Below are 14,481 nucleotides of genomic sequence, written 5' to 3'. Positions count from 1 at the left end.
CTTCTTGCTGCCAACTATCGTGGCCAACTATCGTGGTCAAGTAACGATGCTTTTTCCAAAATGAATAGCGCATAGATAATCCTGCCCATCCCACAAATGTTTGCCTTAAAAATTTAGTCAAGAGTATCGCCAGTATATCCATTCCTTCTTGTCACTGCGCTCGGTTACTGGAGCAATGTCTGCGTATTTGTGTATGTCATCGGCGCACTTATAACGGTCACGATTTGACCTCATTGCAGCTAATAATCGAGGCGCTAATTGTGGCACCGCACCAGGTAAGCTATCAAAAATAGCGCGATCTTTATGTTACTTATAAAGCGTTTTAATTTCGTCATCAAATCGTGTTATTGCCATACCAGCGCTCAACTACGCTTGACATATGCAAAAGAAGGCAAGCGAGGGCATATTGAAAGTACACACTTACACTTACACTTACCCTTACTCGAAAGAGTCAATATTTCCCCTGAAAACTGGTTAAAACTCACCACACAATTTACACGCGTATTTCACGGTGCAGTAGGCAGACCGTCATTACAAGTAAGTTATTGTGAAAATCTAAATCTAAATCTAAATCGAGAACGGCGGGTGAATAGCAGTAACTGCGAAAAGCTACTCGCATAAAACCTTAACTACTCAGTAAAAATTAAAACTGCAAAGGTGCAGTTATTTTCATGCTCATAATTCAGGTCTAATGGAGTTAATGACTTATTTTGTGGATGAAAATAACCTAGCAATAAAAGATAAATTATTAACCTAAAAAGTAGATTGAATGGAACAGTTTTGTTTTTCAATTAGATTGGCTGTCTAGTTTAGTCGGTAGGCAGACCGTCATTACAAGCAAGTTATTGTGAAAATCTAAATCTAAATCTAAATCTAAATCTAAATCGAGAGCGGCGGGTGAATAGCAGTAACTGCGAAAAGCTACTCGCATAAAACCTTAACTACTCAGTAAAAATTAAAACTGCAAAGGTGCAGTTATTTTCATGCTCATAATTCAGGTCTAATGGAGTTAATGACTTATTTTGTGGATGAAAATAACCTAGCAATAAAAGATAAATTATTAACCTAAAAAGTAGATTGAATGGAACAGTTTTGTTTTTCAATTAGATTGGCTGTCTAGTTTAGTCGGTAGGCAGACCGTCATTACAAGCAAGTTATTGTGAAAATCTAAATCTAAATCTAAATCTAAATCTAAATCGAGAGCGGCGGGTGAATAGCAGTAACTGCGAAAAGCTACTCGCATAAAACCTTAACTACTCAGTAAAAATTAAAACTGCAAAGGTGCAGTTATTTTCATGCTCATAATTCAGGTCTAATGGAGTTAATGACTTATTTTGTGGATGAAAATAACCTAGCGATAAAAGATAAATTATTAACCTAAAAAGTAGATTGAATGGAACAGTTTTGTTTTTCAATTAGATTGGCTGTCTAGTTTAGTCGTGTTAACCAAAGTACGTGTAATGCATTGTAATATCAATTGCGAATAAGCTGCTATATTTTAAGCTGGCTAGAAATAATTTAGCTTACATTTAATATATTTTTAATTTACTAGACGGAGTGACTTCGATGCGTGTAAGGAAAAATGTCAGTGAAATAACTGACGATACACTACTTTGGTATTCAAGAGCAGTAGAAGCAATGAAGAAAAAAGATATTACTGACCCAACAAGTTGGTGGTATCAAGGTGCTATTCATGGTTATGGATTAGATAAAAGTGCTAACTTAGCTCTAGGCGAAAGTTGGAGCGAGTTTAGTATTTGGCAGCAAGCCCAAGGCTTCCCACCACCTAATTCGCTTGTTCACAGCCAATTTTGGCAACAATGTCAGCATGGTACATGGTATTTTTTACCTTGGCATAGAATGTATCTGCAATTTTTTGAAGCGATTGTGGCAAAAACGGTTATAGAGTTAGGTGGACCTGAAAATTGGACTTTACCTTATTGGAACTACTGTGATGCAAATAACCCTGCGCTCAATGATGATCAGCAACTGCAAGCGTTAAATTTACCTACAGAATTTGGCACAAAGCAGCCAACCCCTGACTTTACAGGATTATGGATGGAAGAAAGAGCGCAATATACGCTCAGCTCTAAACAGGATGCGAGTTGTGAAGCGGCTCTTGCACTAGAGCACTTCACAACTGTGCAACCTTCACAAAGTTTTGGAGGTGTTAAAACTGGGTTTAGTCACGATTCAGGCACTTTTGGTAAATTAGAAAATAACCCGCACAACTTAATCCATGTTGATATTGGCGGAGCGATGGGTGATCCAAATACAGCTGCTTTAGATCCTATTTTTTGGTTACATCACGCAAACATTGACCGCTTATGGCAGAGCTGGATTGACCAAGGTCGAGAGAACACTAGCGACTCTAGTTGGCTTGATCAAGCATTTGATTTTCATGATGCTAAAGCTAACCCTGTAAGTGTTAAAGTTAAGGATGTATTGTCTACAGAGGCGCTTGGGTACACCTATAGTGAGAATTATCCTGATGTGAAGTCGCATGATGGTAATAAGGTATCTGCATTGATTTCATTGGAAGGAAATGAAATGTTTGACACTATTGCTGCAACAACAAAGTCTTTCTCGTTGAGTTCGAAATCGACGTCTGCAAAACTTGAGTTCCTACCAGAAAAGCAACAGGTTGCTAAAGTATCTGCATTGGCCACTTTAACTACTCAAAGGTCGAGTCAAGTTATTATCGCTCTAGATAACATTACAGGTTCGGGTGTAGTTGGGCCTGTTAACGTGTTTGTGAAAACGTTTGCAAGTTCCGAGCGTGTTTTCGTAGGTAAAATAGGGTTGTTTGGTTTAACACAGGCTTCTACAGCAAGTGTACGTCATGCGGGAACTGGTCTTAATGTCGAGCTTGATGCTACCGAAGCGCTTGAACAACTTCGTAAGAAATCGGGTTGGAAAATTGAAGACTTACGAATTGAAATTGAGCCGAATAGGGAGCTTGGTGAGGCCAATGTAATAGTAGGTCGAGTAAGTATTAAAGCTGAGGTTTGATAATACGCTATGCTTACCTCGTCTAGAAGAAGGGTTAGCTACTTAAAAGTAGCTAACCCACATTGGTTTGTACTTGTATTTGCTGCTTTGCTTTGGGTTTATTATGTATGGCAGCAATTGAGTATAGGGAATGCACCTCATCATCAACATATGCACCATGGTATGCATGCAAATACAGAGTCTTCTTTGTTGAAACTGGCATTCGATTGGATGGTTATGGTTTATGCAATGATGCTTCCAATGACTAGCGGTACAATCCGCTCGATAGTAAATCGAATACCATTGACAAGACAATCAAGAAGTTTAGTTGTGTTCATTTTTGGCTACTCTCTTATTTGGTTTATATTTGGTTTAGTGCTGCTGTATTTAACAGCGTTGTTGGCTGATTCATCTTTGACAATGATGTTTGAAGGCTTTCCTGTTGCTGCGATTGCATACGCACTGGCTGGTTTTTTGTGCAATGCAAAGTTTAGGATTCGATTGCTCACAGCTTGCGGTAGTATTTGGGCTCCTAGGATAACTGGTCTAAAAGCCGATATAGATATTCTGAGAATAGGTTTTGATGAGGGTGTAAAATGTGTTCAAACCTGTGCGCATATTATGATTGCAATGCATATTGCGGGGCACAGCCTGTTGCAAATGGCAATTTTAACTATAGCGCTATTTTACGAAAAGCATCTTTATAGAAATAAAAAGAACTTGTTGAGAAATACCTGTATGTTACTTTCCGTTTGGGAGCTGATCATGTTTTATTAGCAGCAAAATTGACTTTTGACAGGAGGATTATCAAAAAGTAATTTTTATGCTTTAAATACGGTATGAAAGCCACAAAAAAACCATCAAAGCTTGATGGTTTTTTATTTCGCTAATAACTAATCTGAATCTCATTTAAGAAATTGAATTAAATGTTTGTTCCGAGATCCGAACTTTCGACCAAGAAAGTATAAGAAGTTAGTATAAGAAGTTAGGATGACACTCATTATAATTATTACAGAAATCGCCAATTAGAACAGGGTGTTTAGTCTGTTTTATAAACAAGGATCACATGAAAATGAGGGTTTACAGATAAAATCAAATTTGAATAGATAGTCCGTAACAACTTTTTATAATAAAGATAAAGTCTGGGGTAGTGAGCCTGCTTTCCTTTAGATAAAGTACGAAACTAATTAGGATAACACCTATAAATATCACTTCAAATAAGTACTTTAATACTTGTAACACCACCTAAACCCCATATTAAAACAACACCCAATCCTCTTTTAATATTTCACGTCGTATCCGATTGAATCAAAAGAGGAACTCGTCTATGGTTGAGACATTAATAAAAATAAATTTAAGCGAGTTAATCAACTGGCTCGTTTGCATACAGTTAAGTGATATGACTGTTAGATTTTACACTGTGGAAGTTGGGTCAATACCGTGGTAGATACTTCAAACAACAAAAACGCAAAAATCATTAGCCAAGTCGGACAGTATATTTATGATCATAGCGATCAGGCTATTAGCTTGGATAGTTTGGCAAATTATACAGGCTTCTCTAAGTATCACTTTAATCGCATATTTTTTGCGGCGACGGGTTACCCGTTGGGTGAGTTTATTCAGCGGCATAAACTCGAAAAAGCCTTACATTTAATTAAACAAGGAAACCACAATATTATCGATGTTGCTCTTAGCGCCGGCTATGATTCTCCTTCATCCTTTTCAAGGGTGTTTAAAAAGAACTTCTCTGTTACGCCAAGCGATATAATTCAAGGGAATTTACCGAACAATGACCGTGCTGGTAGCCTAAAGCCTAGGAAACTAAAAACTGATCAAAAATTGTTACCCGTCTGGAAAACATTACCTGAGCGAAAAGTATTCGGTTTTTATGGTAAAGGTTTTAATGAGCAATCTTTCTCAACAGTGGCTGGAGAACTATTTGGGCGTCTAGGTACTATGGCTGAGCTTTTAAGTTATACAGAGTTACAGCCTATAGGTGTTTCTGTTGATAATCCGTGGGCAGGCGAGCAGACACAAAGCCGTTTTTTTGCTGGCTTTGTTGAGGGACTCTCTACTCACCATGCGAAATTAGAAACTTTTAAGTGGCAGGCAGGCCGATGGGCCTGTTTTACACATACAGGGCCACACGATTGCATGTGGCAAACTATTTCGCAGATTTATGCCCAATGGGTACTACCTAATAGCATCAAGCTTAAAGATCAACAAATTGTGCAGTTATATCTGAATAACCCAATGGAAACTAAGCCTGAAGCACTTAAAACGGAGCTGTATTTTGCAGTAGAAAACTCTGCTGAAAAAAAGAAAAGTTAACATTAGGCTAAAAGTGACTTTTCTTAAAAAAAACCGCACTTTCTGCACAGCTCAGTCTTAATAATGCACGTATATTTTAGGTATAGAATGTACAATTAAAAATAAATAGAGAGAACTATGAACCTAAATATAACTAGACTTTGTTGTGCCTGCATTATGTTATTTATTCTTTTTTTCAGTGCTAAAGCCCTCTCTGGCAGTGCTACGGAGCTTAAGACAACAGAAGTGGATTTTTTTAACCACAAAGTTAATCGACCCGTTAAAATCAAGTTTTGGTATCAAGGTGGTGTAGAGCTTTGCGAAGCAAAGGTTTGCTTATCACCCAAGCAAAAAAATCAGCGGGTTGCGATTATTTCTCACGGAGCATTTGGCTCTCCCCGTGAAATGAACTGGCTGGGCTATGCATTGGCATCACAAGGTTGGGTTGTTGCTGGAGTTGCACATTTTGGTGAGTCATGGGTTTATGGAGCTCAAAACATTGATCCGAGTTCGGCTATGCGCTTCTGGCAGCGATCTGAAGATGTAAGTTTTGCAATTGATAGTTTATCTGAAGGCGGGCTATTTAATACCTCGCTTAAAACGGACAATGTAATAATGTTTGGTCATTCTTCGGGCGGTTTTACCTCTTTAGCAATGGCGGGAGCTATTTTAGAGGAAGGTAAGTCGCAAGCTTATTGTTCGTTAGAGAAGGCAAAAGATGATAGAGGCTGTGACTATGGACAGCAAAATAAGCGTAAGCCAATGAATAAAGATATGTTAAAAAAGATTGGTTTGCTACAAGAAAAAATGCAAGACGAGCGAGTTGCAGCTGTTATTGCCTTAGATCCGGCCTTGGGACATGCCGTTAGCGAACAGAGCCTAGCTAACATAAATGTTCCTACCCTAATTTTAGGCTCCATAGAGAATGACTTTCTACCGTACAGCACACATTCCAAATATTATGCGGAGCATATTCAAGGTGCGAATTTAGTCGGTATTGAACAAAACGCAGGTCATTTTGTATACATTGATAAATGTGACTCAGAACGTAAAGTAAAAGGCGTATATTTGTGCAAGGATCGAGACGGTGTTGATCGCAAAAAAATACACAAAGAAATACTCGGGCATGTATTTAGCTTTATTTATAGAAATGGTTTAGATAAAACAGATACCTAGTATACAAGTTGTGTGAAGGTGATACGAAAAAATTCACCTTCTTGTTTTCTCTAGCCAGAGATTTTCAGTAAATTCAACGTAGTTAGCGCTTAAAATAGCTGCTTGAGATAGATTTATTATTCAGAGTTCAGGTTATCCTATTTTAGTTCGCCTTTTTCACAAACTTTGCAGTTACCATCATTTCGCCAATGCCTTCTACTTTACAATCAAGTTCGTGATCTTTTTTATCAAGCACTCTTCTAACGACCGCTTTGGTGCCAATTTTAATTACTTGCGAGCTGCCTTTAATTTTTAAATCTTTGGCTACTGTCACTTTGTCGCCATCACTTAGCACAGTGCCATTGGCATCTTTAACTAAAATAACGGCTTCATCGTGTGTGTTATCTGGGTTCCACTCATGAGCGCATTCGGGGCAAACAAGCAGTTGTTGGTCTTCGTAAACATATTCACAGTGGCATTTTGGGCAAGCAGGCAGCGACATTTTTAACTTTCTTAAGGTATTGTTTTGCGTATTTTAATCTGCATTAGTTAGAAAATATAGTTAATCAATATTTTTCATCTTCACGCTAAAAATATCTCGTTTGTGCGTTTTAAAAAAAGGGCATATAAAGCACATGTCGCTTAAGCAATTTAAGCGCTAACTCGTACAGTAGGTACCTGTTAAAGCACCCATCATATTAAGTGATACGCGCAATGCCCACTTAGTACGATGGGTGTTTCTATTTATAATGCTGAGTATTTTACTAAGCATGCTTTTTATATTTTGACTTAACTAGGAAAAGTCGTGTTTAAAACCTTAATTGTGGTTGATAACAACGAGCAAACGCTTGCTCAATCGTTCGAAAATGTAATTACGTTTAATACTTATTTACGTGATTACCCAAAACAAAATGAGCCAAAAACACGCATTATTAATCTGTGCGACTCGAGCCAATACTTGAGCAAAGGTTACTATTGCTCGTTACTTGCAGAGGCGCGCAAGCACCAAGTTTTGCCAAGTGTAAAAACAATAAACGCATTGCGTAGTGGTCAAGCCCCTATGTTAAATGTGGGCCAAATAGATGGCAAACTTTACTTTGGTAATACACAAAACGATTTACAATCAAAAGCGGCTAAGTCGGTATTTAAACAATACCCAACGCCTATTTTATTTGTTGATGAAAAGGGATTATTGCAACAAGGGTCTTTATCGTCTTTAAGCGAGCAGCAGTACAGCGAATTTGTAGCTAAACTAGATAACTTTACTAAAACGCAGTGGCGTATTGGCTCAGTGCAACGTCGTTTTAGATGGGACATGGCAATACTTGTTGATCATAACGAAAAAGTACCGCCGAGCGATAAAGACGCCATTGCACGCTTTATTAAAGCCGCCGCTAAACACGGCATTAATGCACAAGCATTAAGCTTTGACGAAATTGATAACATAGCCCAGTTTGATGCGTTATTTATTCGCCAAACTACAGCGATTGACCATCCAACGTATCGCCTTGCAAGCAAAGCGCAAAGCATTGATTTAGTGGTTATTGACGATGCTGAGTCTATTTTACGTTGTTGTAATAAAGTGTATTTACACGATGCGTTTAATTATCAAAAAGTGCCAAGTTTAAAAACGGTTGTAGTGGCTGATCAATCAAGTGAAACGCTTGAGCAGCTAGAAGAAGCGTTTACGTATCCGCTTGTTTTAAAAATGCCTGAAGGGTCTTTCTCAAAAGGTGTTTATAAAGTATCAAACCGTGATGAGCTTGAAGCTAAGCTTACAGAGCTGTTTGAATTTAGCGCATTAGTGCTTGCACAAGAATACATGTATACCGAATACGATTGGCGAGTGGGTGTGTTAAATGGTCGTGCAATTTATGCATGCCGCTATTTAATGGCGCGTAACCATTGGCAAATTTATAACCACGACGCTAAACGGTTTTTCTCTGGTGGCTTTGAAACATTGCCAACCTTTGAGTTACCAAAAGCGGTGTTAGATGCAGCATTAAAAGCATGTAAAACAGTGGGTAGAGGTCTATATGGCGTAGATGTTAAAGAGCATCAAGGCAAAGCATACGTGCTTGAAGTAAACGACAACCCAAGTATTGATCACAAAGTAGAAGACGGCTATTTAGGCGACGAGCTATACATGATCATTATGGATGAGTTTAAACAACGCTTAGAAGCACGAGGTCGTGGGTAATAACATGAGCAACCTTGTTATTCGAAAGGCGCTTAGCAGTGATTTGAATGCACTGATTGACGTTGAAAACGCTTGCTTTAATAACGATAAATTAAGTCCGCGTAGTTTAAAACGCTGGCTTAGTGCAAAACACGGTATTTTACTCGTTGCAGAAAATGGCGAGCAAGTATGTGGATATGGGCTAGTATGGTGCCATAAAGGGACTCGCTTAGCGCGTTTATATTCGCTTGCTGTAAAACCCACAATGCAAGGTAAAGGCATTGCAAAAGCACTGCTTACTAGCCTTGAAAAAGAAACGTGTGAGCGAGGGCGTATTTACCTTCGTTTAGAAGTGGCTGTAAATAACGAAGGTGCGATAGGGCTTTATAAAAGCTCAGGTTACAGGGTGTTTGGTCAATATAGCGATTATTACGATGACCACAGTGACGCACTACGAATGCAAAAAAACATTCGACAAACAAGTGAGTTAAAAGTGGCGCGTTTAACGCCGTGGTATCAGCAAACTACCGAGTTTACGTGCGGACCTGCTGCCCTATTAATGGCAATGGGCGCACTTGAGCCAACAACTGAGCTTACCCAATCGCATGAGCTGGCACTTTGGCGTGAAGGTACCACCATTTTTATGACATCGGGTCATGGTGGTTGCCATCCGTTTGGTTTGGCACTTGCCGCTAATAAGCGGGGCTTCAAAAGCGAGGTAATGGTTAATACCACAGAGCCTTTGTTTTTAGATGGCGTACGCAACGAGAACAAAAAAGTGGTACTTGCCACCGTGCATCAACAATTTGTAGATAGTATTGCACAGGCAAATATACCGCTTACAAATAAAGATGTAGAGCTTGAACATATTGAGCAGTGGTTAAGTAAAGGCTTTAGTGTGCTGTTATTAATTAGTACATACAGTTTTGATGGTAAAAAATCGCCACATTGGGTGTGTGTTACGCACCTTGATGAGCATTGCGTGTATGTTCACGACCCATTTTGTGAGCCCGGTAACGATAAACAGCTCGCAATAGATTGCCAATATGTACCTATTGCACGAAGTGATTTTAGTAAAATGTCAGCGTTTGGTAGCCAACGTTTAAGAACGGCGGTGGCTATAGCTAATAAAATATAAGGTTAACAGTGACTTTTTTAGATTTAATTGATGTAGCCCCGTATTCGTGGGCAGCTATTGGTACTGCGGCTTTTTGCGGTGCTATTATTGGCATAGAGCGCCAATTGCGCGGCAAACCTGTAGGTATTCGTACTTCAGCGTTAATAACCTTGGGTACGTATTTGTTTTTATCCACTGCGTTTAATTTACAAGGGGATGTAATAGATCATTCTCGTGTAGTGGGGCAAATAATTACAGGTATTGGTTTTTTAGGGGCAGGTGTAATGCTCGCAAAAGATGGTGCGGTAGTTGGTGTTACATCCGCTGCAACCATCTGGGTGCTTGCATCAATAGGCGTTATGATAGCCACTGAAAACTTAGGCCCTGCAATAAAGCTTTCAGTGCTAGTGGTTGGTATTTTATACGGTGTAGACGTACTTGAGGCTAAATTTAAAAGCTTAAGCAAAGGCGTGCACACTAAAGTAAAAAACTATCAAAAACGTTACTATCGAAAAGAGTTTGATGACACGGAGCGCCATTAAAAGTGGCGTTTTTTTCAGTGCTATTGAAAATAGTTACAATTGGAATAAACACATATTTAAGCTTATTTAAAAGCTCAAATATCAACCCTGTTAGTGTAGTGACACACTGTTATTTCTCTACATCTTGTGCGTATATACTCTATTACTTATCAAAAATATTAAGATTTAAATTTTGTAAAATAGTCGTATAAATAAAAGGTTGTGTCCCTACTTGCCTTTCAAACTCGAAACGTACATCTTCAGTGAGATTCATATAGTCAATTTTGTATTGTAAGAATTTTTTTGGTTCGTATAAAAGTTCTCCGCTACTATTTCCGTATTTAGAGGCCTTTAAACCGAACTCAGCACGGGTGAAGTCAAGTTGACCAATCGCAAAAATGAGGGTGCCGCGTTCCTGACTGTCACACAGATCTCGATTACGCATCCTTAAATAAAACAAAGATTTTAGGAATGTTTCTTTTGATACATTAAGTGTTCTGAATTTATTCAAATCTAGCTCTATTTCAGAAGATTTTGCAATATCGTTACATTTAGATACAGAATCAGCTAAAAGAGTTATTTTGTTTAATACATCTTTGTCTAGCATCTCCAAAACCGGATTATCTGCTCCTAAACACTGATTAGAATATACAGACATTAAAATTGGTAAAAAAAATACTGATTTATTTTTCATGATCTTTTACTTGCTCTGATAGCTTTATAAGAAATATAGGCAGAAGTGGCTGCTGTGCATGTAGAAAAAATGTGAGTAAGTTAGTTATATTCATGTTTGTACCTGTTTTGATTGTTATATTAATTTTACATTTTTAAATATTAGCCAAAGAGCTTTCGCCTGACTACTTTTCTATAACCACTGGGCGTTTGGCTTAATACTTTTTTAAACACGCGGGTTAAATGCCCTTGGTCGTTATATCCCACTTCTAAAGCCACTTCTTGAATTGATAAATTTGATGATGCTAATAACTCCTTCGCACCTTCTACGCGTAATTGCTGCCAATACTCAATAGGGCTTTGATTCGTTGCTGCTCTAAAACGGCGGGTAAAAGTACGATAGCTTAAGCTAAATTGGGCAGCGACTTCTTGCAAGTTTAGCTCGGTGGCTAAATTGGTTTTTAGCCAAAACTGAATTTGCGCAATTAGCTCATCGGGGTGGCGATCTACAGCACCTTCTAAGTAGCGTTGATCTTCGTAAGGTTTGCGTATTTCGTGTGAAAAATTACGCTCTACATGTTGAGCGGCGGCTTTTGTATAGTACTGGCTAATAATATGCACGATCACATCTGCAAGCGCATTAAGACTCGCTACCGTATACATTCGCTCTGACTGGGTTATAAAAAAGTCAGGCTTTAAGCGCACCTGCGGGTAGTCATGGCTAAATTGCTTGGCGTAATGCCAATGGGTGGTAGCAGGGTGACCGTCAAGTAACCCCGCCTCAGCTAATAAGCAGTTGCCAGTGCCTACACCAATTATATGACTGCCTGCGCTAAAGCTTTGGCTTAGCCAATCAACTACGTGTTGATTTGTACGTACAACAGGGCGTGGGTTTCGCCAAATACCCGGCACTATAATTAAATCACTGTAGGGCGCGTTAGTTGTTATGCAATCAGGATTTATAGCAAGGCCTGCGCGGGTGGGTATAGATCCTGCACTTTTAGCCACTAAATTTATAGCAAGTGGTCTAAAGCTTTGCTTATCAAGGTGCCCTTTAGCAAAGGCCTCGCCGGCTCTTAGCATTTCAATTGGTAGGGTTAAACTAGTCACTAATAAATGCGGATATACCGCTATAGCAATATTTATAGGTGGATTCGTGTGTTTATCAGTCATATAGATGCTCCGACCAGTGCTCTTTGGCCTTTTGTGCTGAATATTTGGCTATTAAAGCACAATGCGCGGTGCATAATCCATTTAAACTGCCTGTTCTCCTTATAACACGTTTTTTAAAGGTAAATTATGACAGCATTACCCGTTATAGTAGGCATGGGTGGCATTAACGCTGCTGGCCGTACTTCTTTTCATCAAGGTTATCGCCGTATCGTGTTAGATAGTTTAAACGCTCAAGTCCGCAGTGAAACATTTTTAGGCCTCGCCACACTGATGAATCTAGTCAGCGTTGTAAACGGCCAATTACAAGATACACAAGGTAATAATGTTGAGCAAAGCGACATAGAAGCACGCTTTGGTGAGCAAATTATTGCTGGTACACTTATTCGTAAAATTGAAAAAGAACATTTTGATGCCGATGCCACGCCGTGGCAGCAAAAAATGACACTGACCGCATCAACTGAAAACGCAATTGTGTTTGAAACGCGTGCTCGCGACTTACCGGTACCTGTTCCAGCTAGTTGGCAAGTTGAAGAACTTGAAGGAAAAAAGGTTAAAGTAACTATTGCAGCCGATTTTGATGTTAAGCATAACTCAACGCGTGATAACCCAATTAAATCTGCTGGGCAATTTCCGACTGGGTTTGATCCGTCTGTTATGTATAACAGCCGCTACCAGCCTCGTGGTTTGCAGGCGACTATTTTTGCAGCCACCGATGCGATTAAATCAACAGGGCTTGATTGGCAGCATATTATGAATAGCGTCGAGCCAGATAAAATTGGTACTTATTCAGCATCGGTAATTGGTCAAATGGACGATAAAGGCCTAGGCGGTTTAGTAAAAGCGCGCCAACAAGGCGACCGTGTTAGCACTAAACAGCTGGCACTGGGTTTAAATACAATGTCGACTGATTTTATTAACGCCTATGTCACCGGTAATGTAGGTACTACGTTTTCGACCTCGGGTGCATGTGCAACGTTTTTATATAACTTACGTGCGGCGGTTAACGACATACAAGCAGGGCGTACACGGGTTGCAGTTGTTGCAAGCGTTGAGTGTGCTATTACACCCGAAGTGGTTGAAGGCTTTGGTAATATGAGTGCACTTGCAAATGTTGAAGGGCTACGTCGTTTAGATAACTTATCAAATGATGAAGAACCAGATTACCGTAATAGTAGCCGACCATTTGGTGATAACTGCGGCTTTACATTAGGTGAAGGCGCGCAAGTTGCAATTTTAATGGATGATGCGTTAGCCCTTGAGTTGGGCGCTGATATTATGGGCTGTGTACCGGATGTGTTTGTAAATGCAGATGGCGTTAAGAAGTCGATTACATCACCTGGACCTGGTAACTATATTACAATGGCAAAATCAGCCGCACTTGCTAGCAGCTTATTAGGTAAAGAAGCACTGCAAGAACGTAGCTTTATTTTAGCGCATGGTTCGAGTACTCCGCAAAATCGTGTAACAGAGTCACTTATATATCATAAAGTGGCACAAACGTTCGCTATTGATAATTGGAAAGTGACAGCACCAAAAGCATACGTTGGCCATACTATTGCTCCTGCAAGTGGCGATCAGTTAGCGATTGCTTTGGGTGTATTTAGCCACAATATTATGCCAGGTATTACCACAATAGATAAAGTAGCAGACGACGTTTATAGCGATCATCTTGATATTCGTAATAGCCATTACGAATGCGCTGATATGGATATTGCTTTTATAAATTCAAAAGGCTTTGGCGGTAACAATGCAACAGCGACCGTACTTTCTCCAAAAGTAACAATGAAAATGCTCGCTAAGCGCCATGGTGATGACGTTATGACTAGCTACACTCAGAAAAATAGTGTGGTTAGAGCTTCGCAGAAAACGTATCAAACACAAGCAGATTTAGGCCAGTACGAACTTATTTATCGTTTTGGCGATGGACTTATTGACGACAACGATATTGTAATAGACGAGCAAAGTATTCAGTTACCAGGTTTTGAAAAAGCAATTACGTTTAGTACAACAAACTCCTATCAAGATATGTTTTAAGCACACATACTTGTTAGCAAGGCGCTTTTTAAGCGCCTTTTTTAATGCTTTAAATATACGTAACCTGAACTCTGGATAATAAATCTATCTCGAGCAGCTATTTTTAGCGCTAACTGCGTTGAATTTACTTGCAATAGGTCCGCTATTGACGCATAAATTCGCCATGTTTTCACTGAGAATCTCTGGCTAGGGCCTGTTTATCTTTCGAGGTTAAATTTGCAGCAGACTGTTTGGTATTTAAGCAAGGCAGAGCCTATGGTGTGTGGTTATTCCCCATAAATAGGCGATAACGCAGCATAAATGCCAAACATGCGCTGCCCGAAGGGTTC

General features: G+C 39.4%; 14 protein-coding genes and 1 pseudogene. 9 read left to right on the top strand and 6 right to left on the bottom strand.

Annotated elements, in window-relative coordinates:
* Positions 1–117: 117 nt before the first annotated feature.
* Entirely contained in the window at positions 118–234 is a 117-nt protein-coding gene (locus tag ACJJVZ_RS12220; protein ID WP_237070437.1) for a hypothetical protein, read from the bottom strand.
* A 150-nt stretch (positions 235–384) separates the two neighbouring features.
* Between ACJJVZ_RS12220 and ACJJVZ_RS12215 the strand changes: the two are divergent.
* Positions 385–621 (top strand): annotated as a pseudogene (locus tag ACJJVZ_RS12215) (hypothetical protein); the annotation flags it as partial.
* Between the two features lie 166 nt (positions 622–787).
* Here ACJJVZ_RS12215 and ACJJVZ_RS12210 read toward each other — a convergent pair.
* Positions 788–931, bottom strand: a complete 144-nt coding sequence (locus tag ACJJVZ_RS12210) for a hypothetical protein (RefSeq protein ID WP_405621648.1) — start codon at positions 929–931, stop codon at positions 788–790.
* A 168-nt stretch (positions 932–1,099) separates the two neighbouring features.
* Complete coding sequence (locus tag ACJJVZ_RS12205; protein ID WP_405621648.1) at positions 1,100–1,243, bottom strand: hypothetical protein; 144 nt, start codon at positions 1,241–1,243, stop codon at positions 1,100–1,102.
* Positions 1,244–1,566: 323 nt separating this feature from the next.
* On the opposite strand from ACJJVZ_RS12205, the gene ACJJVZ_RS12200 reads away from it, so the two are divergent.
* From ACJJVZ_RS12200 to ACJJVZ_RS12185, 4 genes are all read left to right on the top strand, one after another.
* Positions 1,567–3,012 carry a tyrosinase family protein gene (locus ACJJVZ_RS12200; RefSeq protein ID WP_405600788.1) on the top strand — a complete coding sequence of 482 codons (1,446 nt, stop codon included), beginning with the start codon at positions 1,567–1,569 and terminating at the stop codon, positions 3,010–3,012.
* A gap of 9 nt (positions 3,013–3,021) precedes the next feature.
* The gene (locus tag ACJJVZ_RS12195; protein WP_273049487.1) at positions 3,022–3,768 is read left to right on the top strand and encodes a DUF2182 domain-containing protein; all 747 of its coding nucleotides are present in this window, start codon (positions 3,022–3,024) and stop codon (positions 3,766–3,768) included.
* A gap of 663 nt (positions 3,769–4,431) precedes the next feature.
* Complete coding sequence (locus tag ACJJVZ_RS12190; RefSeq protein ID WP_405600785.1) at positions 4,432–5,322, top strand: AraC family transcriptional regulator; 891 nt, start codon at positions 4,432–4,434, stop codon at positions 5,320–5,322.
* 156 nt (positions 5,323–5,478) lie between these two features.
* Complete coding sequence (locus ACJJVZ_RS12185; RefSeq protein WP_405600783.1) at positions 5,479–6,477, top strand: alpha/beta hydrolase family protein; 999 nt, start codon at positions 5,479–5,481, stop codon at positions 6,475–6,477.
* Positions 6,478–6,619: 142 nt separating this feature from the next.
* Here ACJJVZ_RS12185 and ACJJVZ_RS12180 read toward each other — a convergent pair whose 3' ends face one another.
* Positions 6,620–6,958, bottom strand: a complete 339-nt coding sequence (locus ACJJVZ_RS12180; RefSeq protein WP_077537975.1) for a zinc ribbon domain-containing protein YjdM — start codon at positions 6,956–6,958, stop codon at positions 6,620–6,622.
* A 303-nt stretch (positions 6,959–7,261) separates the two neighbouring features.
* Between ACJJVZ_RS12180 and ACJJVZ_RS12175 the strand changes: the two genes are divergently transcribed.
* From ACJJVZ_RS12175 to ACJJVZ_RS12165, 3 genes are read left to right on the top strand one after another with little or no spacing between them, the layout of a single operon-like run.
* Positions 7,262–8,656 (top strand): RimK family protein, encoded by a 1,395-nt coding sequence (locus tag ACJJVZ_RS12175; RefSeq protein WP_405600780.1) that lies wholly within the window; start codon positions 7,262–7,264, stop codon positions 8,654–8,656.
* A 4-nt stretch (positions 8,657–8,660) separates the two neighbouring features.
* Entirely contained in the window at positions 8,661–9,773 is a 1,113-nt protein-coding gene (locus tag ACJJVZ_RS12170; protein ID WP_405600777.1) for a peptidase C39 family protein, read from the top strand.
* 8 nt (positions 9,774–9,781) lie between these two features.
* The gene (locus ACJJVZ_RS12165) at positions 9,782–10,294 is read left to right on the top strand and encodes an MgtC/SapB family protein (RefSeq protein WP_182702456.1); all 513 of its coding nucleotides are present in this window, start codon (positions 9,782–9,784) and stop codon (positions 10,292–10,294) included.
* Between the two features lie 142 nt (positions 10,295–10,436).
* Here ACJJVZ_RS12165 and ACJJVZ_RS12160 read toward each other — a convergent pair whose 3' ends face one another.
* Positions 10,437–10,967, bottom strand: a complete 531-nt coding sequence (locus ACJJVZ_RS12160; protein ID WP_405600774.1) for a hypothetical protein — start codon at positions 10,965–10,967, stop codon at positions 10,437–10,439.
* Between the two features lie 140 nt (positions 10,968–11,107).
* Entirely contained in the window at positions 11,108–12,118 is a 1,011-nt protein-coding gene (locus ACJJVZ_RS12155) for a GlxA family transcriptional regulator (RefSeq protein ID WP_405600771.1), read from the bottom strand.
* Between the two features lie 126 nt (positions 12,119–12,244).
* Between ACJJVZ_RS12155 and ACJJVZ_RS12150 the strand changes: the two genes are divergently transcribed.
* A complete protein-coding gene (locus ACJJVZ_RS12150) occupies positions 12,245–14,152 on the top strand; it encodes a beta-ketoacyl synthase (RefSeq protein WP_405600767.1) in 1,908 nt (635 codons plus the stop codon).
* Positions 14,153–14,481 lie beyond the last annotated feature (329 nt).

The sequence above is a fragment of the Pseudoalteromonas sp. Ld19 genome, assembly GCF_045064135.1.
Taxonomy (GTDB): Bacteria; Pseudomonadota; Gammaproteobacteria; order Enterobacterales; family Alteromonadaceae; genus Pseudoalteromonas; species Pseudoalteromonas aliena.
This window is presented reverse-complemented; position numbering and strand designations above follow the sequence as displayed.